Source organism: Nostoc sp. DedQUE09 (genome assembly GCF_034530915.1).
Classification (GTDB): domain Bacteria; phylum Cyanobacteriota; class Cyanobacteriia; order Cyanobacteriales; family Nostocaceae; genus Nostoc.
Genome location: NZ_JAVRCE010000099.1, coordinates 1 through 21,026, shown reverse-complemented (window position 1 = coordinate 21,026; position 21,026 = coordinate 1). Strand labels below are relative to the sequence as shown.

Sequence of the window (21,026 nt, the reverse complement as noted above, 5' to 3'; positions counted from 1 at the left end):
TGTCAGCTAAGGCACTCAAGGCTTTGGCGCGATATTCCTCAGACTGAATCGCCGTTGCAGCAGCAAGGGCTTGTTGCAATAACTCTGGTGGCAGTTTGTCAGCTAAGGCACTCAAGGCTTTGGCGCGATATTCCTCAGACTGAATCGCCGTGGCAGCAGCAAGGGCTTGTGACAATAATATATCTGGCAGTTTGTCAGCTAAGGCACTCAAGGCTTTGGCACGATGATACTCATCCGGAATCGCCGTGGTAGCAGCAAGGGCCTGTTGCAATAACTCTAGTGGCAGTTTGTTAGCTAAGGCACTCAAGGCTTTGGCAGCAAAAGAGTCATCCGGAATCACACTGGCAGCAGTAAGGGCTTGTGGCAATATATCTGGCAGTTTGTCAGCTAAGGCAGTCAAGGCTTTGGCACGATTTGACTCATCCACAATCGCCCTGACAGCAGCAAGGGCTTCTGGCCAAACTTGTGGCAGTTTCTGTGCTAAGGAACTCAAGGCTTTGGCACGATTCGACTCATCTGGAATCGCCCTGACAGCAGCAAGGGCTTCTGGCAATATATCTGGCAGTTTCTCGGCTAAGGCACTCAAGGCTTTGACACGAGAATCCTCATTCTGAATCGTCCTGGCAGCCGCAAGGGCTTTTTGCAGTGCTAATTCTTGAAGATTTTGTGGCAAATAGTTAACTAGTTTTGTCAGCGAGTTGACTTTCTCGTATGGCTTTGGGTTTTGCAGGGCGTAAGCTAGTCCTTGTTCGGGAGTCCACTTGTTGGTTTTGACCAAGGCAAGCAATAAATTTACTGGTACATTAGCTGCCAAACTATTCAAGGATGCAGTAATCAAAGCATAGCGACACTGCAAACCTACAACTTGCGGCAAAGTTGATTCAGTCCAATTTGCTTCTGCTAATTCCCAAGCACGAGAAATATCTGTGATGTAACCCCCAGCTTGTCCTAATTTTTCTCGCGCTTCAAACCAGCCATTGCTCGTTGTCTGCGACTCCTCCCGCAATAAAGAGTGAATTTCTTCTACACGTTCAGCCTTTTCTAAATGCCAAGCTAAATTTTGATGAATGTAACCATCATTAGGCAGAGTATGCCAAAGGTTTTTTTGGGTCTTTTGCCGATACCGTTCTAGCAGTTGGCTGTGAGCGCCGGGTAAATTAAAATCCATTCCTATAGGTGGATTAATTAATTGATCGCGAGCGACATCATGCAATAAGTCATGTATCTTGTAGCCTTTCCACTCAACACCCCCGACAAATACAGGTGAATCAGACTGAAGTAAGGCATCATTCCAAAGTAGCTCTAAACGCTCATCAGCTTCATCCGGCGATTCCATATCCCATAATGTAACTGCCATTGGTGCGGCGATTGTGACATCCTCTGGCAAAACTCCCAACCAAATAAAATTTTCCCAAGCTTGTTCGTCATAGTCTCGCAAAGCATTAATGCTCAAATTAAAAGTTGCTTCTAAAGAGTTTTCTTGACGCGGCCCGTATAAAACTTTTAAATTTGCAACCTCTTGTTTCAAAGCTGCTTCTAGCTTCGCCCATGTAATTCCCCATTTAACTCTTGCTGCTACCAAATTCAGCGCAATGGGCAAGTATCCCACAGTCTCGGCTACTCTCAAAGCCTCTTGTTTCTCTACTTCTTTTATTTCTCGTCCTAAAGAGTTAGAAAGTAATTCCAAAGATTCTTCTGGCGTCATCAAATTCAATTGTTGCAAATCAGCATCCATACCAGCCACATCAGCACGCCGAGAAGTGATTAATAATCGGGATTGGGAACTTGCTACTAGAAAGGGTTTAACTTTATCTGGTTCCCAAGCATCATCAACTACTAGTAAGACTGCCTTATCATGTAGTAAAGTTCGCAAATGGGCTGAAGTTGCTTCTATATTAATAGCACGAAATTCATAGTCTCCCAATCCTTGCACCCAGCTACTCAGCAGCGCCAGAGTATCTGGTTCCTGTCCCAAAGTTACCCAAAGTACACCACCAGAGAAACGTTTTTTGATATCTTCATCATGGGCAAGGGCAGTAACTAAAGTTGTCTTGCCAATGCCACCTAAACCGTGAATTGCACTGATGAGCAAAGCACCAGCATTAGATGTATTTTCCAGTAGACGAGCTTTGATTTCTTTAGTAACTTGTGGGCGCTTGACAAAATTAGCAGGTAAACTCGGTGCTTGAAATGGAATGCCAATACCAATAGCAGATTTGAGAACAGCAAAGAGTTGCCCTCCTTCATTATCTCGCCACCGGAGGTAGAGTACCGGGCGATACCACTGGTTTCCCTCAGCCCCCATTGCTTCCCGCGCGTGGCTAATAGCACTTGCTAGAGAATTTTTCTGTCCTAAAGATCGATAAAACTGCTCGGCAAATTTGGTAGCAGCTTCGACACCGACTGAATATTGCATTGCCACTACTGCCGGAATTCGGTGGCTAATCAGATTTTGTGCTGTGCCGTTGAATACAGAATCTCCAATAAATGTCATTGCAGACTGGCAAGAACTCAGGACTGTTAGTGTAACACCACCACTTTTGTTAGTGCCATCACCAAAGCTAGACTGCCGCAGTAATGTTCCCAATTCTTCCGCACTGATATAATCTGCATCCCCATCTTCATCCTCAAAAACCAAATAGCCTTGAGCTTGTGGCAGTGGCAAATTACACTTTCGACAAGTAGCAGCTTTAACTTCTTTATTCATTACACCGCATCTACAGCGCTTACCAAACAGCCCATGTCCATCAAAATGCAACACATGGGGAGTATTGTTTTCCCGATTCTCTGTCAAATATTCTCTTAAGTAATTAAGTGTGGCATAATCTAATTTCTTAAAGTTTATATATCCTGCTTTGGCAGCACTCTTTAATCCTTTAAGAATTGCTTGTTGTTCCTTCGGCTTAAATGGGTTCAGCCCTAATTCTGAGTCAGAAGCAGAAGATGATACTAGTAAAACATTTAGCTGTTCAACCCTTGCTAAATTTGGAGGAACAGAGTTATAAGCAATGTAGCGGGAAATCGTTACCTGTTGGTGTAGTAGAAATTTTTTACCATCGTGCAGCAGTTCCCAGGGATAATCTGTTAAACGCGATCGCTCTACTACATCTGCTTCAAATTTTAGCTGAATATGTAATTGTTTATTTTCCCTCTCAGCCACTCGTTGTGCTGCAAGCAACGCCTTTTCAACTTTGCTACCTAATGGAAACAGTGACTTATATAACTCTTGCCCAATATTAGCTATATAGTTAGGATGAAAAGCGCTAACGTCTTTACTGAGTATACCAGACTTGACCATCCAGTCCTGCTCTCCAGCAGTCTGAAAATATTGCAACTTCAAAGCACTTATTTCCAGAGTTCTCAGCACAGTCATCCGCCAGTCAATCTCACCTTTAAAGAAGGGCAATGACGATTCAGTTTCTCCCTCACCTACAGGAGATTTTGTCACTATTGCCTTAAATTGTTTAGCATTTATGGGCGTGAGATATAGTTCAAAAGTTTCCACTTGATTGCTTGCTTAGTTTTAATGAAAACAACTCACTTAAAACTTAAAACCCCGGTTCTTCACTTCCTTTTGTGAGGCCTTCCACACTAGTTTTCAGAAATTCCTGCCAACGTTCCGGATAAAAAGTTTTATAAATTCCTAATAATTGTTCTTTTTTCAACAGAGGAGATAAGGTAACTTTCACTTTCTGTACATCATCTCGACTAGCTCCCCCTCCAGCTTCAAGAACATAGACTTTAACTTTTCCCTTTACGTCTTTCTTTACTGTTACTTGTAGCTCCAACTCTACAGAATCTACGCTAAAAAGAGGAATATCGCTCTCTTCATTTGGAGAGGCAGGGATAGAGGCAGCAAGCAGTTCTTGCTTGACTTTTTGAATTAGTTCCGTAAGTCCTATTAGATTTTCGTTAGACATTGAAATTTTCTCTCCGTGAATGTATCAATTAAGCATACGAGTAGGGGCACAACATGTTGTGCCCCTACAATTATCCATACCTCACTAAGTTGCAATCTGCTGTATTGTATGTTCGTCTGTGGTTAAATATTTTTTCTGGACTTACCCATGCGGGAACTAGGCAGATTTCTTATTTTCATCTGATGTCTGCCCTGCACTACCTTTCAAGCGACTCAACCTGCTTTTGCGTATACGTTCGCTATCACGAACGCCACCTGCTACTTCATATTCGCTGCTGTCTGTGCCATACTTAAAACCAACTCCCTTCAGCATCTTATCTGAAAGTTTACTTAGCTTTTTTTCCATTTCATCGATTTTCGTTTTAGTAGAGTCAACCACAGCTAAAGCGTTGTTATAAGTATCAAGCATAGTGCGAAACTCCTCAATTGATTGAGTCAGATTTTCCAAATCGCAACTATTACCAAAATCCATCTTTGAATCAACTGCTTTGAATCCAGACGTTCTCAATTCGGCTTTTTCTAGAACCCGCGATGTCCGCTTTGTACGAGGCATGGATGTACTCCTTGAAGATATTTATAGAACTAGCTTGCCTCAATTAAGCTGTATTCTGTATCAGAAAAACTCGCAAATCATTATATTTTTTCTAATAATATTTGTAGGCAATTTCAGTGGTTTTGCTGAAGTCAAGAACTAGATGCTGATTTTGGTAGAGATCATATATTTGAACTTCATACAAGCTTCAGTTTATTCACGATCGCTTTCATGTTGATGACTAATATTGTAATGTTGCTGACTGATGCCGTAATGTTTGATGACTAATGTCGTAATATTACTCACTAATATCGTAATGTTGGTGACTAATATTGTAATGTTGGTGACTGATGCCGTAATGTTTGATGACTAATGTCGTAATATTACTCACTAATATCGTAATGTTGGTGACTAATGTCGTAACCTTTTGGCAATTGCTTAAGTCAGATTGACAGTAATAGTCATCTACCTTGGTAATTTATTCCTAATATTCTTTAGGATAACACTGGATGAGTGGGCGATCGCTGCGATCGTGAGTTAGGCGAATTAGATTGCTGCAACGCGCCGTCAACAATTCAAGGTGCGTTATTGAATTATGATATAAATACGTTAGTAGGGACGCACAGATGTACGCCCCTACGCGAAATCTATATATATCAGGGTTATAGTGAAATGGTATTAGCCTACAGCGTAACGCACACTATATCTACTGATTTTGGGAATGGAAAGGACAACCACCTACAGTTAATTTCTGAAGAAAGACATTATTATCAAAATAATGCTCTAAAGACTCAATCTTCAAATCATCAGTGACGCGAGCAATACTAACTCCTACAATTTCTATTGTTTCACCTGTGGGTGCATAGTCCTTATAGGAACCATTAAATGTTCCCCAATGTCGCCACTTAAAAGTAACATTAGGCGGCCCCGAAAGAACTTCTGTTAATTCCCAAAGGAAGCCATTAGGAAAGGCTGTATGAAAAACTTGAAATGAAGATTCAAAGGTTTCTGTTTCAGAGTCATATTGCTCAGTTTTACCCAAAAACAGATTATAAGTCCCTTCATCTGCAACATCCTGAGCAGTAAATTCTTGTCCGCCATTGGTACTCATCTTAAACTTATCAGTAACAATCGAAAGCCACTGTTGAGGATTAGATTTATTAGAAGCTTCCATCTCAAAAGTGCGGACTAAGTTTTGAGCGATCGCTTCTAGTGAACCTTCTGGATGCTGAAATTTACTCTCTTGATGAAGAAATTCATTGGTGTATGAATAATCCGGGCGTTTTCCTTCTCGCCACTGTACTTCTTCATCATGAGCAATAACTATATCTCTATCTTGTACCCAGAGTGGCAATTCTGTTGTCTTTTCGCTACTCATACAAGCTTACTGATTATAAACATCGTTTTTCAGAATAAAGTTTTATGCTTATCAAGTAAATCGAAAAATCCAAAAAAGTAAACAATATTCATAATCCCACCAATCAATATTGCACAAATGGGAACACAAGTAACGATAGCTCCTTCTTGAGCTAGACACTTATCCTATTGAATTTAGAAGCTTTTTAATCTGCAAACAATTCTGCTGAGAATTCACCTTCAGCAACCTTTGTCACAGAACCTTTCATAGAAATTGAAAAATCATCCTTGACTTGGATCAAAATTTTCCCACCAGGCATTTGCACGGTAATAGAGGAATCGCACAAACCAAGTTTATGTGCAACAGCCGCTGCTGCACTGCTGCTACTACCTGAAGCTAATGTGTAACCAGCACCCCTCTCCCAAATTTCAATTTGGATGGTATTTCGGTTCAAAACTTTCATGAATTGAACATTGGTACGATTTGGAAAAAGGGCATGAACTTCTAATATTGGCCCATAGTGTTTAGCAATGGCGGGGTTGACTTCAGCCAGAGGGATCACACAGTGGGGATTGCCAATAGTCGCTGCACAAAAGGAAAAAGTTTCATCGTTAACATTGATTCTTTCTTGAATTACTTCTCTGCCATCGCCAACGACTGGGATATCATTACTCCAAAAGCTAACTTTTCCCATCTCTACCTGAACTGTTTTCCCTGCATCTTGGATAACCGATTGAACCAATCCACCCATAGTTTCAATTGAGAATGACTCTTCGCTCACAACACCTTTATCCCAGAGGTAACGAGAAAAAATCCGGAGTCCATTACCACTTTTTTCTGCCTCGCTCCCGTCTGGGTTGAAGATGCGTAATGCAAACTGGGCTGTTTCGGATGCTAACGGCCCCAACAAAATACCATCTGAGCCAATTCCAAAATTCCGATGGCAAATTGTTTTAATTTTTTCAGGAGTGAGCGGAAATAATAAATCTTGGGGATTAATAACTAGATAGTCGTTGCCAAGAGCATGATATTTGTAGAACTTCATCAATTTAGGTTAATTGCACATCACTACAAAGCCAAAAATTGCTGTACTTAAATCAAATCTAATTGCATTATATTGCCTCCAGAAAAACCGAGGCTGGAGTAAACTGGTTTACCCAATGGCGAGGCATTAAGAACCACTCGCGTACAACCGATCGCTTTTAAATATTCAATTGCTCTATTAGTCAGAGATTTAGCAATGCCTTGTCTGCGGTAAGACTCTTCAACATAAACGCCCCAAATATATCCAAATTTGCGGTATTCATCTTTGAAAACATTGGGGTATAAACCTGCAAATAGTTGACAACTTACAGAACCCACAACTGTATTATCAATCTCTGCAATAAAAGCCTTATAAAATAAATCTCGACGCGCTTCTTCTATAAATTGGAGGGTAATATTCTGCGACTCCACAAGTAGATTACTCTCATCAACACCAATATCTAGCCACATTTTGTAAAAGTGTTTTGCAATCAGTAAATCTTCTTTGATGGTGGCTTCTCTGATAGTTATATGTTTTTCTGTCAGCATAATTTCCGACAAATTTTTGGAACTCACAAATAACTCCTCCCCAAAGTTGGCTACGGTGTACACAGAAGTCGAAATACCCCCCTTAATCCCCCCTTGGCAAGGGGGGAAACAAGAAAATCTATCTAGTTCCCTCCCCAATGCATACGGGGAGGGTTAGGGTGGGGTAAAACCCAGATTAATCAGCTATTTCAGACTTGTGTGTACACCGTAGCTAAAGTTGGAGAAGAGTTTGTTAGCATCAGCTAAAAACTGGCAGTTTCACAGATTCCGATCTCAGACTTTTTGTGCAGTTACTTCCTCTGGCTTTTCTTGAGTTTGCAAAGATGCATACAACCTATTCAAGGCATTTACATAAGCTTGCGCCGATGCCACGATGATATCTGTGTTCGCTGCATGACCAGAAAACACTTTAGATTCATAACGTAAACGAATCGTTACTTCGCCAATGGCATCAATACCGGCTGTTACTGACTGCACAGAAAACTCAATCAACTGGTTGGGTACATTCACTACACGGTTGATGGCTTTGTAAACTGCATCCACTGGCCCAGTACCGATCGCAGCATCGGTTAATTCTTCACCTTCTGGGGTACGCAGAGTAACTGTAGCAGTAGGACGGGCGTTGCTACCGCAGGAAACTTGCACCAACTCTACCCGGAACAAATCGGGCGCTTGTTGGATTTCATCGTTAACGATCGCTTCCAAATCCCAATCAGAAATTTCTTTCTTTTTATCTGCTACTTCTTTGAATCTAACGAAGGCTTTATTTAACTCAGTATCCGACAGTTCAAAGCCCAATTCTTTCAACCGAGTCCGGAAAGCATTTCTACCTGAATGTTTGCCCAAAACTATTTGATTGTCTGTTAAGCCAATCAATTGAGCATCCATAATTTCATAGGTGAGTTTGTTTTTTAATACACCATCTTGGTGAATTCCAGACTCATGGGCAAAGGCATTCGCCCCGACGATCGCTTTATTTGGTTGTACCAACATTCCCGTCAAATTAGAAACTAAGCGTGAGGTTTTGTAAATTTGTCGGGTGTCGATATTTGTCAGCGATTCTTGAGAATCTGCTGGTCTACCGAGATAAGGGTTAAAATATTGCCGCCGCACGTGCAACGCCATTACCAATTCTTCTAATGATGCATTGCCGGCGCGTTCGCCAATGCCATTGATTGTACATTCTAGTTGCCGTGCGCCATTTTTCACGGCTTCTAAGAAGTTAGCAACTGCCAAGCCTAAATCATTGTGCCCGTGAACGGAAATAATCGCTTGGTCAATGTTGGGGACATTTTCAATAATGCCCTTAATCATTGCTCCAAATTCGCTGGGAGTTGTGTAACCAACAGTATCAGGAATGTTAACTGTTGTTGCACCAGCTGCGATCGTTCGCTCTAAAACTTGATACAGAAATTCTGGATCGGTACGAGCCGCATCCATCGGCGAAAATTCGATATCTGTCATGAAGGATTTGGCATAAGCTACCATTTCTTCGGCGATCGCTAGTACTTCTGCCCGTGACTTTCGCAATTGATACTCTAAATGAATATCAGAAGTCGAAATAAATGTGTGAATTCTGGCATTAACTGCTGGTTTTAATGCTTCGGCAGCCGCTTCAATATCTGCTTTAATGGCTCTTGCCAAACTACAAACTATCGGCCCATTTTCTGTCCCGACAATTTGAGCAATTTTCTTGACTGCTTCAAAATCTCCGGGACTAGCAAAGGCAAAGCCTGCTTCAATTACATCTACACCTAGACGCGCTAATTGCTTGGCAATAACTAGCTTTTCGTCTATATTCAAAGTCGCTCCCGGACACTGCTCTCCATCTCGCAATGTTGTATCAAAAATGATGATTCGATCTGTTTTGTTTGTCATTTGCCGTTTGTTGTTTAGTGTTTAGTGTTTATTTGTGGCTTAATATATCTTCAACCCTAGTTTTTCTTTTACTCTTATTTTCGTAAATAATTGTTAAAGCTACTAACCTTCAGTTTTTTCTATTTGATCTCTGATATCATTTAAATCTATATATCTATCAGTAGCATTGCGTAGCTCTCTAGCAATCATTCCTTCCGTTGATACTACCGTAATATGTGTATTTTTTGAGCGTAATAGTTCGATTGCTCTTTCAAAATCTCCATCACCACTGAATAATACTACTCGGTCATACTGGTCTACTGTATTAAACATATCTACTACAATTTCAATATCTAAATTCGCTTTTTGCGAGTAACGACCTGACGTATCATCATAATATTCTTTCAGAATTTTAGTTCGTACTGTATATCCTAGACTAATTAGAGCGTCTCTGAAACCTCGCTGGTCTTGTGGATCTTTTAAGCCAGTGTACCAGAAGGCATTAATTAATGTTGTTTCTGATTGCTCATGTTTGAAGTATTCTAAGACTCGTCGCGGGTCAAAAAACCAGCCATTTTTTTGTTGAGCATAGAACATATTGTTTCCATCTACAAAAATAGATAGACGATTCATTGGAGAACCCATACAAATTTACACCTAATAATATATATGAATTTAGATGGAACAATAGATTATAGCAATTTTCAAATGCCTTGTTTGCTAATATCTATAACGTAGTTCTTTATCTATAGCTTTTATCCTACCTCTTTCAAGACATAAAAACGCCTGCAATATTGAAGTTGAGATCCTGAGTGTTAACCTGATTCACTTCCAGCACTGCAAGAGCCACCTGGCGATCAAAATTTACCCATAAAATTGACCCAGTAACAGCATTCATCGCTGCATAACACTAAAGTTTACTCCTAAAGAGGTATAACATCTGCTTAAGGTAAGATATAAATTAATCCCTATCTTTCGGTAAAGCTGTCAGTATCAGGACACGCTTTCTGGAGATTACCAACATTGCGCCAGAGACAGAAGACAGCCTTGGGACTGCTTCAGGTATAGCACCCAGTTAGTAACGTACTTGTTGGTTAAGTGAGGTAAAATCTCGCCACAACCAAATGCACTGATAGAGTATATCCGGCTCCGATCTATGAGACAATCACTACTTGTAACTCATTCAACAGAAAAAGAATAAATTAAGTAGTGGTTGAGTAAGAATTTTTTGGGGGCTGGCTCTGCCAATAAAATTTTGTTGATGAATAGAAGATACTTTACAAATGTATAAGATTATCATTTAAGTCTTATTTCAATGTGCTTACACTAAAACGCGGTCTGAATAAATAAAAGTGTTGGACTAAAATCAATCAGTAACACGATATGGCAGAAGAACCTACATCTACCTTAACTAAAAACTATGTCTCTACTGCCAATAGACTGTCAAGTAAACCAACAAAAGTGACTTCAACAGCATCTGCTCGCCACTCTCGGTGGATGGTTCGCTTAGGTCATCTACTGGCAGGTACTTGGGCAATTGGGGGCGCACTATTGAGTGCTTCTGGTGGGGAATTGGTTCAATTGATGGAAAATCAGGTGCTTTCTGGCTTTTTTCAAATGCGCGGGCCGATTGTGCCTCCAGAAGACATTGTAATTTTAGCAATAGACGATCAGTCAATATCGGTTCCTGAACAGTACTATAAAACAGATCCGAAACAGTATGGCTACTTAGAAGCGCTAAAATCTTATCCTTTTAAACGGGTTGCATACTCCCAGGTAATCACAAAATTAATCGAAGCAGGTGCCCGCGCTGTAGCATTAGATGTCGTTTTTGATACAGCTAGCAGTTATGGAGTTACAGACGATCGCCAATTTCAGGCGGTATTGCAAAAATATGGCAATAAAGTTACTTTAGCGGCCATCTACGAAAATTCCCAGACGCACCAAGGGTCTTTTACGCAACTAACAGACCCACAACAAATGTTTCGTACAGGGTCAGTATCCATTGGCTCAGTTAATTTTCCTTTAGAAGTAGATGGAAAAGTTCATCGATTAGCGAGTGAGTTTCCCAAGTTCTTAGGTGAAGATAATTTATTTAGCAAAAAGCGACTCTCTTTTGATGAAGCAGCGCTGAAGGCAGCACAAGTAAATTATCCTCGACCAAAGGGCGATCGCATTTATTTTTGGGGGCCTGCGGGTACGTTTGAGCAAAAACCTTTTTGGCACGTACTCGACCCGGAAAACTGGAACACCTATTTGCAGCAGGGAAAGGTGTTCAAAGACAAGATCGTGCTAATTGGTGCAACAGATAAGTTACATAATGATTATTATCCAGTTGCTGGTAGTAATAGCACTGAACCGATGTCAGGCGTGGAAATTCATGCCAATGCGATCGCAACTTTGATGTTAGGGAAAGCGATCGCCCCAGGAATTAAAAGTCCACCATTGCAGGGTTTGTTTGTGCTAATGCTAGTGGGCAGTGCAGCCTTGATGATTAGCAGACGCAAACGTAGCATCCATAGATTTTTCTATAGCATCGCCCTGTCTGGCGCTTGGGGAGGAATTAGTTATGGGTTATTTGTCTATGGTCAGTTAATTTTTCCCACTAGCGTACCAGCGATCGCGATCGCTATGACCGGAATTTGCTATTTGGCAACCTCAGTTATCAGAGAAAGCATCAGAAAACGCCAATTAGTAGACATTTTTCAAAAGTACAAAACTTCACCCGTTGTCCAAGAGATTATCAGCCAACAAGATGACTTCCAACACCTAATCCAGCAACGAGATTTAGCCTTATCAGGGAAAGTTTTGGCGAGACGCTACAAAATTGTCAAAGTTCTCGGTTCCGGTGGATTTAGTGAAACCTACATTGCCGAAGATACCCAACGTCCTGGTAATCCGCGATGTGTTGTCAAACAACTAAAACCAGCCAACACCAAACCAGAAGGATTGCAACTTGCTAGACGTTTATTTCACTCAGAGGCACAAACATTAGAAAAATTGGGAAGGCACGCTCAAATTCCTCAACTTTTGGCCTATTTTGAAGAAGATGAAGAATTTTATTTAGTCCAAGAACAGATAATTGGTCATCCTTTAAATCAAGAACTTCCAGCAGGTAGAGCAATTGAAGAAATTGCAGCGATCAAAATTATCAGAGACTTATTGCAAACATTAACATTTGTCCATGAAAACCACGTGATTCATCGGGATATTAAACCCAGTAATATCATCCGGCGGCACTCAGACGGAAAACTGGTGTTGATTGACTTTGGAGCCGTCAAGGAAGTCGGCATCAAACAGCTCGATCGTCAAGAGTCAACCCCTTTCACCATTGGTATTGGCACTCAGGGTTACGCACCAAGCGAACAATGTTTTGGGCGTCCACAGTACAGTAGTGATATCTATGCAGTTGGCATGGTTGGGATTAAAGCCTTGACTGGTGTAGCACCCCGTGAGCTAGATAGAGACGCAAATGGGGAAATCAAATGGAGCAATCACATTCAGGTGAGCCACTCCCTAGCTAAGATTCTCAGTAAAATGGTGCTGGATGACTTCAAAGAGCGATATCAGTCTGCATCAGAAGCTCTTAAGGATCTTGAAGCTCTAAAAGCTGTTAAAGGTCTTGATGATTTGGTAAATTCCCAATACAGAGACTATATTCCACAAGATGACTTATTAATGAATACTTTAGATGAATTAGGCGCTCCCACAAAATCTTACTCAGAAGGACAAGAAACTTCCAAATAAAAAAATCTCCAATCGCTGTGGAAGCTGTTCTTAAGTAGGCAAAGCAAAATCTGATAGTTGTATTGGATACAAAAATTTGGATAATTTAATTTTTGGAGTTGTCAAAGTATAATCGGGCACGAAAATAGGGAGATGAGAAGAAGGATTTCCCCCTTCTCTGTTTGTGGCTTTTTCACTCAGCCCTGCACGTGATTTTAATTTAACGACAGAAATTCTTCTCCTGTCGTGGGATGAATGCCTATTGTTTCATCCAAATCTTGCTTAGTAATGCCTTTGCGAATTGCCACGCCGAGGCTTTGAATGATATCTGCTGCGTGTTCGCCCACCATGTGAGCGCCTAAAACTTGTCCAGAATCAGCATTAAGCACTAACTTCATAATGGTTGGCTCATCCTGTTCGATCATCTGATACAACAGTGGTTGGAATTGAGTACAGTAGCATTCTACAGATTCACCAAATTTTTCCCGTGCTTTCGCCTCCGTCATCCCCACACTAGCCGCTTCTGGACGGCAAAAAACAGCAGTGGGCACATAATCATAATTTAGTTTTTGCCCCTTGTTGCCAAAAACTGTATCGGCAAAGGCAATACCCTCTGCCTTTGCCACTGGAGTTAATTGCACTCGACTGGTGCAATCACCCACAGCAAAAATATTTTCTTGACTGGTGCGGCTGTATTCATCTACTTTGATGGCACCGTGTTCGCCAAGTTCAACATGGGCATTTTCCAAACCAAGATTCTTGGTATTTGGAACGTAACCTGTGGCAACTAAGATGGTATCTGCTGTAATTATTTCTTGCTTCTCACCAGTAATAGTTAACAACAAACCCTCTTCTGAGTATTTGATTTCTTGAACAGTGCTGTTGGTGAAAAACTTAATTCCGCGTTTAATCAACCCCTGTTGTACAGCAGAGCAAATGTCATCATCAAACCCCAATAAAATCATCTCGTCTTTTTCAATCACCGTCACCTCACAACCGAAAGCGTGCATCATACTGCAAAATTCCACACCAATGTAGCCACCGCCAATAATTGCTAAACGTTTCGGCAGATAGGGTAACTGAAACATCTCGCGGGATGTAATGGCGTATTCTATACCTGGGATTTTGGGCTTAAGGGGTTGTCCTCCCACAGCAATTAAAATTTTGTCGGCTGTAACTTTGCGTCCATCAATATTGATAGTATGGGCATCGATGAAAGTGGCACGTTGGGAAATTAATTCAATTCCAGCTTTTTGCAATTGCTGAAAATAGGATTGGTTAACGCTGTCAATATGCTGATGTACTGACTTAATAAATAATGTCCAGTCAAAGTATGTTTGACAGTCACTCCACCCATAACTTTGGGCGATTTGATTTTTGAGGGCGAAGTCAGCAGCATAGACAATCAGCTTTTTTGGGACGCAGCCGCGATTTACACAGGTGCCACCAATGGCTTCTTGTTCGGCAATGGCGACACGTACACCATAACTAGCTGCTTTTTTAGCTGCTGCCAATCCCCCAGGCCCAGCGCCAATGACAAACAAATCATAATCAAATGTCATAAAAATCTGTTCCTTTTTCACTTTTTGGAATGCAGAGCTATTTCATCCCTTATAGTTATTTAGACAAAACTTCATCTACTGTCTTTGGGTGGACAATTTGGGATGAAACCAGGCTAATATTTAGCAGATTGCCGCATTAATAGTCTTAGATCGAAAAGAATAGCGATCGCCCAATTATTACTAAGTTACACTACACTTTGTTGACAAATAACGCATCTTGCTAAGAGTACAAAAATTAGAAGTGCGATCGCTGACGACGAAGTGTAGCCCATTGCCTAATTTGGGCAGCAGCCATACTAGAAAACAACTGGAAATGCGTTGTTTGCAGATAATTATGGGCAATCAAGTAAAGTTTGCATCTCTTGTGCATCCCTTGTCATTCCCAATTGCTCAAAACCATTAATAGCCTGAGTGGATAATTGGCAAGCTTTTTGGACACTTCCCCACTTTTTCTCCCAGCGCGCAAGAGAACGTTGATAACGAGCTAGACGCCGTTTATTGTTACTGCTTTCGGCGACAGTTAAGCCTTTAATTAATAGCTTTTGAGCTTCATCGCGATCGCCTTGTTCAATGGCAATATCAGCTAGCCAATTTTGAGCAGAATTAATCACCCGATGCCAACTAATTTGTTCTGCACTTGTCATCACCTGTTGAAAGAGTTGCCTGGTTAAAAGATATTTACCTTCTAAATAAAAGATTTCAGCCCGATGGTAGAGAACGGGAATAAAATAGCGGATGTGCTGTCGCTCGTCTAGATTCGCCTCGATTGCTAATTTTTCTTCTACCATTAGCCAGTGGCGTGCATCTGTATAATTATTCTGTCTGATTCGCAGTCTAGCCATATTTTCGGCTAAGTCAGCTTGAACGCATGAATCTGCATGGTCGCGTAAAACCCATGCTCGCTGCAATATTTCGTCTGCTTGCGTGAGACTTTCGGGCGAACACTCCCGAATTAGCAGCCAGGTTTTGCGGATCATGAATTTTACTAAAGATGACCATTCACCACGTCGTTCTGATTGTTCTATCAGCCATTGCAACCAATCAAGGCGATCGTCCCAATAAGCATAGAGATTGGCGTAGTGGTTCAAAAGTAACCACAAATCCCTAACTTCTGCATAATGGTCTTGGTTTTTACACCAATAAAGTACTGCCCGTAGATTTCCTTCCTCTTCCTTTAACCTGTTGTAATGTATCCATTTTTCCCAATCTTCTCCGCCGTAACTGTAAGCAAAATCTAGATACCATCTCACCCAACGCATCCGTGCTTCTTTCTCAAAATTTGGGTAAGCAGTTAATTGTGCTAAGGCATACTCACGAGTCAGAGAGAGCATCTCATATCGCTTAGTTTCTGGGTTCAGATTCACTAACGAGAGTTGCTGCAAACGTACCAAGCCATTACTGACAGAATCAGGATCGGATGTCAGTCCGGCAACTTCAGCTACAGCAGCTTGGATAGGAGCATCAGGAAAAATCGCCAGTGACATGAGTAACTTGTGAGGTGGCTGTCCCTTCGTACCTTGCACCGATTGCTCAAAGCAAAAACGAGCCACATCGCCTTTAGCAGAGGCTAACTGCTCCAATACAAAGTTCAAAGGGTAGCCACTAGAAACTTGACCAAGTGCGTAGACAATAGCGAGAGGGATTCCTCCAGTGCGATCGTAGAGCAAGCTAGAGTCTGCATCTTGGATAGTTATACCTTTCTCTTGGGCTTGTTGCTGAATCAACTGCAAACCATCATTCAGAGGCAAGTTTCGCAGACTGATTGGTAGCAGGGCAATTCGTTCGCGGGTAGTAATTACTACTTTGACGCAAATGGGTAAATTGTATAGGAATTCTATAACCTCATCCCTGTCCTCTATAGTCTCCATGTTGTCCACAATCAGAAGCGTTCGCTGTTTAGAAAGACATTGGCGTACACGATCGAATTGATCGTTGGGAGGAGATTGAATAATTGTAGAGTCGTTTAAGGCATTGGCAATCACTCGAAAAATCTCGCGCAGATTACGCTGTCCTTGCTGCCGTTGCAAAATCATATCGGGAATCAGTTCTTGTTGTTTGGCTGAAGTGAAAATAATTGCATCAAATTTAGGTGCATCAGAACTGTTTTCGTTACTAGCTTCTAAGCACAGGTAAGCAGCTGCTAACACCAGCGCTGTTTTCCCTACGCCACCAATGCCATGCACTGTAATCATGTGAGCGCCATGCATCGGCAAAAGCCTTTCCAGTAGCTTTTTCATATCTGCCTCGCGCCCAATAAATTCTGTGTAGGTTGGTGATGGCAGATTGTGGGGGATAGAGGCGCTTTCGGTACTAGATGCAGCAACACCTCTGCGATATCCATGTCTTTCTAGAATGTAAATAAGGTTGCTCGATTTGACGCTGTTATCGGGTTCTCCTGTCAAAGTTTCAATATCTCGATAAATATTGCTCAATACCACTCTTACACCAGCGTTATCTCTGTACAAGTCCTGACTTATCTTTGTCAAGCTATACCCACATAGCAACCCAAGTAACAGGTCTTTTTTAGAATTTTGCCTGTATCGCTCTTGAATTTTAGACTCCAAATCAGTCAGTAAACGATCTATATCCCAATCCGGTAAAAGCTTTTGATACCAGGCTTTAGACAGATTCCCACGCTCTGACTGATCTGACATAAATATCACCCTATTAGTTTTGTTGTTGAATGTTGTGTTAGCAACATTTTAACTAACAAAGCTTTGATTATGTTGTATTAGTAATTTTTAAATAACAAATTTTTAACATTGTTAATTACGCTATTTGTGGTCAATTTAGTAGGCTAATTACTAAGTTAATAATTGTTGGTAACAGGCTGCATCCAAATGGAACATCTATCCTGACAACCAAGCAAAAACTCTGGCTGAATTATCGTTTTCACTTCTGACAACAAAGGAGTACTGAATGAATAAACTAATTCAAACTGTAAGTATCTTGGTTGGTCTAAAACAATCTCGACTTTATTTTCCTGAAGAAAAACAAGTCTGTGTCTTTAATAAACTTCCGACACTTTACCGTGAGTTTACACCAAAATCTGTACAAGAATCAATCAACGAATTGCAAGAGCGATTAAAAATTCAAGGTTTACTTGCAGAGATTACTGGTAAATTTGACTTAGAGACAGACGAGGCAGTAAAAGAATTTCAAAAAAGAAATAATCTTTTAGCAGATGGAGTGGTTGGCCCACTGACATGGGCTTGCCTTTTGTACCCAAAACTTTCTCGGAGTCAAAAAATTAAGTCCCCAGAATTAAGGAAGGCGGTTAAGGAACTGCAAACTATCCTTTATGATGAAGGCTTTTTGAAAAAAGAACCTACTAGCTATTTTGACAGTGCAACAGAAAGAGCAGTGAAACGCTTCCAAAGAGTTTATGGATTGAAGAATGATGGCATTGTTGGGGCAGCAACTTGGGCAGTATTGCTGGGAATGCGACAAAAAATTGATAAAAGCTTTCCGAGGTTAATTTATTTTTTGTCGCCGCAATCATGGTTTTTATGGGAGCAATTTTTGATGATTTGTTGCATCCTATTGGGTATTTATTATAGTCCTATACCAGGTCAGGCTCCTAAATTCACTACTGCTTTAGCAACTGCGTATGGACTCACCTGTGTAGTGCCGTTTCTGTTAGAAAATTTACCGATGAAGCCTTCACTAAAGCCGAGCTTATCTATCTTGCAATATGCTCCTTATGTATTAACTGGTATCTTTTGGAAACCAATTATCAATTTCTTGGGGCAATTGTTTAATTAATCATTCGGGAGTTGAATAATTAATGAGCGATCAAATTTTTGTGTTGTGCCTTTAATAAGTGCGATCGCTTCCCTCCAAGCGTAGGCGATCGCACGTCTACGCAGCAACTGCACTGAAGAAAAAATTCAGCCGATTAAGCCATTGATGCCAGACATGAATTAGCCTTGCACGGTCAAATTCAAAAATCTCTGCTTCTTCACCTGGCAAGGCTACGACAATCAGAGCATGGTTAATTTTGCAGTTAAAGAGGCGATCGCTATAATACCGATTTATCGCACCACCATAAGCAGCTAGTTGTAAAGGCTTATCATAAAGCTTATCAAATCTCAGTTTTGGTTCTTCGGCTGTTGTCCATTCAATTACATGCGGAACACCTTGATAACGAGCAACTAAATCAACTTTCCCGGCGTAAAGTTCCTTATAGTTAGGCACGGCTTCTTCAACAAGTTGAACATCACTAAGTTGGTTTAGCACAGATTGAACGCTATTCCAGTAAGGCTGAATCAGGCTGTTGTCAGGTTTGGGTGAGTAACCTTGCAAGTGTTCTTTAATCAACTGGTGCAAGGCATTTCCTCGGCGACGGCTGTTAGCAGCAATTCGATTTGCTTCTGCATCACCAACTTTCTTGCGCCAATAGGAAAGGGCGGCTAGAGATTCTGGGGGCTGTGTCGCTTTTAAAACTGTGGTGACAGCAGGGAGAAGAACACCATTATTACCTTGATAGTAGCAACGTCCGTTGATGTAGGTAGATTTCATAAGTGTTGTGAGTGACTACATCAACTAGCTTCGAGGGTTGCTGTCTGAGATAGTGTCTGAGTCAGCTATCCAGAGTGTCTGACTTTGTGTATGAGTGTGTATGACTTTTAATTAGCTTTAGTTAAAATGATTAAAAGTTGCGTAGTTGAAATATGGCAGAGCGTGGGCTTAAAGCATCTACAGAAGGTATCGCAAAAGCGAATCAAGCTTTGATCCGTAATAGTTTAAATAAGACTGCTTTAGCAAGAGATTTAGGACTATCTCGCGCAACAGTTACCAATTTCTTTCGGTTGATACCAATTGATCGCCTCAATTTTGAAGAAATTTGTAAAAGGCTCGATTTAAATTGGCAAGAGATAGTTGATATTCCAGTTTGCAAATCTCATATAGAGGAACATCAAAATACAAAATCAAAATCTTTTGATTTTGTGGGGCGTGAGGATGCGATCGCACACCTTGAAAGCTTAGTTTGGCAAGGTGTAAAAGTTATTGGTATTTATGGTAAAGGTGGAGTTGGCAAAACAACACTAGCTAAGGAATTCTTCAAAAAAATAGGTTTATCAGATTGGGAAATAGAGTTACCAATCCAACCTCAAGATATTACTCCCATAGAAGAAGAGCTTAAAAGATTTTTGTATCCAGACTTTAAGGGTGACATAAAGCACGACTTTATGACAATGATAAAAGAACTTAAGGACAAACTAAAGATTCAAAAAATATACGTGTTTATTGATAATCTTGAATCTGCTTTGGATGGAAAAGGCAAGTTTATCGAAGCTCATGGTCGGTATGTTGAATTGCTTAGAGTTTTAGCTGATCGCGATGTTCAGTCTGTCACACTAATTACGAGTCGTGAACCACTAAAGGATTCTAAAGTAACTGTTGAAGCTTTCCCATTACCAGGATTAGATGAAGAATCATGGATAAACTTCTTCAATCGTCACAATATTGAGACTGGCTCTTTAGCTTTCAGAGAGATGCATAAAGCTTATGGTGGTAATGCTAAAGCAATGGAAATCCTATGCGGTGCAATTCGTCTAGTGCCTTATAAAGGTGATTTAGAAGTGTACTGGCAAGATAATAAAGGAGATTTGTTAATTGAGAAAGACCTAGAAGATTTAGTTTCTAGTCAGTTTGCTCGCTTAAAACAAACTGACGCAGAAGCCTATAAACTACTCTACCGAATGGGAGTATATCGATATCAAATATTTCCTCACGTCCCAACAATTGCTATCATGTGTTTGCTTTGGGATATACCAGAAGAAAGACGGGAGCGGGTTATTAAATCTTTGCAAGACCGTTTTTTAGTGGAGTTAGAAGAAGACGGTTTTAGAAAAATACGATATTCGTTGCATCCAGTAATTCGTGCAGAAGCTATATCTAGGTTGAAATTAGAAGGAGAATCAAGCGATGATCTCGTATTATCAATGAAAAAACATATTGATAAAATTTTAGCATCAGATGACAATTTGCAGGATTTTTTGACTTGGGTAAACAGAAAATCAGTTTCAGTGTCAGATGAAGTGGATACAGAGTATAAACCAGTAATACTTCGAGCTTATTATTTTGAAACAGGTTTTCCTTTTACTATTTATAAGAATTTCATTATGGGTCTACTCGGTTTGAAATCTCCAAAAAAACATCCTGGCTATTATATTGACAAACCGCTTAAGTTAGACAGAGCAATTATATCAGTCTTTCTCTCTACTCCTGCTCATATAAATGGTGTAGTCATAGATCAAAATGGCAATGTTGCTGAGATGGATTATGTTCGTGATTTTAATATCAATGTTTGTGCAAATGCTTCTGATCCTAATTTAAAGCTATTTCTTCAAAAATTAAAACATTTATTACCAGATCCAGCTATGCAACGAGAGCTAAGACAAAAGTGGTGGCAACAAAATGGTAAAGTTTGGCTGGGGTATATGTTAGAGACCATTTATAAAGTAAATCTTTAGGAGGTTAGACGACGCAGCATAA

General features: G+C 40.6%; 15 protein-coding genes. 3 read left to right on the top strand and 12 right to left on the bottom strand.

Features of this window, described 5'->3' with window-relative positions; translation table 11 throughout:
* From RMY27_RS33735 to RMY27_RS33695, 9 genes are all read right to left on the bottom strand, one after another.
* A partial coding sequence (locus RMY27_RS33735; protein WP_322669156.1) for an NB-ARC domain-containing protein occupies window positions 1-3,448 on the bottom strand: 3,448 nt, incomplete at its 3' end.
* Between the two features lie 100 nt (window positions 3,449-3,548).
* Window positions 3,549-3,920, bottom strand: coding sequence for a trypco2 family protein (locus tag RMY27_RS33730; RefSeq protein WP_322669155.1), 372 nt, complete (start codon window positions 3,918-3,920; stop codon window positions 3,549-3,551).
* A gap of 156 nt (window positions 3,921-4,076) precedes the next feature.
* Window positions 4,077-4,472 (bottom strand): hypothetical protein, encoded by a 396-nt coding sequence (locus tag RMY27_RS33725; RefSeq protein ID WP_322669154.1) that lies wholly within the window; start codon window positions 4,470-4,472, stop codon window positions 4,077-4,079.
* A 685-nt stretch (window positions 4,473-5,157) separates the two neighbouring features.
* Window positions 5,158-5,829 carry an ester cyclase gene (locus RMY27_RS33720; RefSeq protein ID WP_322669153.1) on the bottom strand — a complete coding sequence of 224 codons (672 nt, stop codon included), beginning with the start codon at window positions 5,827-5,829 and terminating at the stop codon, window positions 5,158-5,160.
* Window positions 5,830-6,013: 184 nt separating this feature from the next.
* The gene (dapF, locus tag RMY27_RS33715; RefSeq protein WP_322669152.1) at window positions 6,014-6,853 is read right to left on the bottom strand and encodes a diaminopimelate epimerase; all 840 of its coding nucleotides are present in this window, start codon (window positions 6,851-6,853) and stop codon (window positions 6,014-6,016) included.
* 47 nt (window positions 6,854-6,900) lie between these two features.
* Window positions 6,901-7,407: a GNAT family N-acetyltransferase gene (locus RMY27_RS33710; protein ID WP_416212391.1), complete on the bottom strand. Its 507-nt coding sequence runs from the start codon at window positions 7,405-7,407 to the stop codon at window positions 6,901-6,903.
* A 246-nt stretch (window positions 7,408-7,653) separates the two neighbouring features.
* Window positions 7,654-9,258: a 2-isopropylmalate synthase gene (locus tag RMY27_RS33705; RefSeq protein ID WP_322669151.1), complete on the bottom strand. Its 1,605-nt coding sequence runs from the start codon at window positions 9,256-9,258 to the stop codon at window positions 7,654-7,656.
* Window positions 9,259-9,360: 102 nt separating this feature from the next.
* Window positions 9,361-9,882: an NYN domain-containing protein gene (locus tag RMY27_RS33700; RefSeq protein ID WP_041565194.1), complete on the bottom strand. Its 522-nt coding sequence runs from the start codon at window positions 9,880-9,882 to the stop codon at window positions 9,361-9,363.
* A gap of 124 nt (window positions 9,883-10,006) precedes the next feature.
* Window positions 10,007-10,135, bottom strand: coding sequence for a hypothetical protein (locus tag RMY27_RS33695; RefSeq protein ID WP_322669150.1), 129 nt, complete (start codon window positions 10,133-10,135; stop codon window positions 10,007-10,009).
* Between the two features lie 485 nt (window positions 10,136-10,620).
* Here RMY27_RS33695 and RMY27_RS33690 point away from each other — a divergent pair, with 485 nt between their 5' ends.
* A complete protein-coding gene (locus RMY27_RS33690; RefSeq protein ID WP_322669149.1) occupies window positions 10,621-12,984 on the top strand; it encodes a CHASE2 domain-containing serine/threonine-protein kinase in 2,364 nt (787 codons plus the stop codon).
* Window positions 12,985-13,178: 194 nt separating this feature from the next.
* Here the strand turns inward: RMY27_RS33690 and gorA are convergent, their stop codons facing one another.
* On the bottom strand, window positions 13,179-14,525 hold the full coding sequence (gene gorA, locus RMY27_RS33685) for a glutathione-disulfide reductase (protein WP_322669148.1): 1,347 nt from the start codon (window positions 14,523-14,525) through the stop codon (window positions 13,179-13,181).
* A 332-nt stretch (window positions 14,526-14,857) separates the two neighbouring features.
* Window positions 14,858-17,179 carry an NB-ARC domain-containing protein gene (locus RMY27_RS33680; protein ID WP_322669147.1) on the bottom strand — a complete coding sequence of 774 codons (2,322 nt, stop codon included), beginning with the start codon at window positions 17,177-17,179 and terminating at the stop codon, window positions 14,858-14,860.
* A 265-nt stretch (window positions 17,180-17,444) separates the two neighbouring features.
* Here RMY27_RS33680 and RMY27_RS33675 point away from each other — a divergent pair, with 265 nt between their 5' ends.
* Entirely contained in the window at window positions 17,445-18,290 is an 846-nt protein-coding gene (locus RMY27_RS33675; protein WP_322669146.1) for a peptidoglycan-binding protein, read from the top strand.
* Between the two features lie 96 nt (window positions 18,291-18,386).
* Here the strand turns inward: RMY27_RS33675 and RMY27_RS33670 are convergent, their stop codons facing one another.
* Complete coding sequence (locus RMY27_RS33670) at window positions 18,387-19,046, bottom strand: exonuclease (RefSeq protein WP_322669145.1); 660 nt, start codon at window positions 19,044-19,046, stop codon at window positions 18,387-18,389.
* A gap of 152 nt (window positions 19,047-19,198) precedes the next feature.
* Between RMY27_RS33670 and RMY27_RS33665 the strand changes: the two genes are divergently transcribed.
* Complete coding sequence (locus RMY27_RS33665; protein WP_322669144.1) at window positions 19,199-21,004, top strand: NB-ARC domain-containing protein; 1,806 nt, start codon at window positions 19,199-19,201, stop codon at window positions 21,002-21,004.
* Window positions 21,005-21,026: the final 22 nt, after the last annotated feature.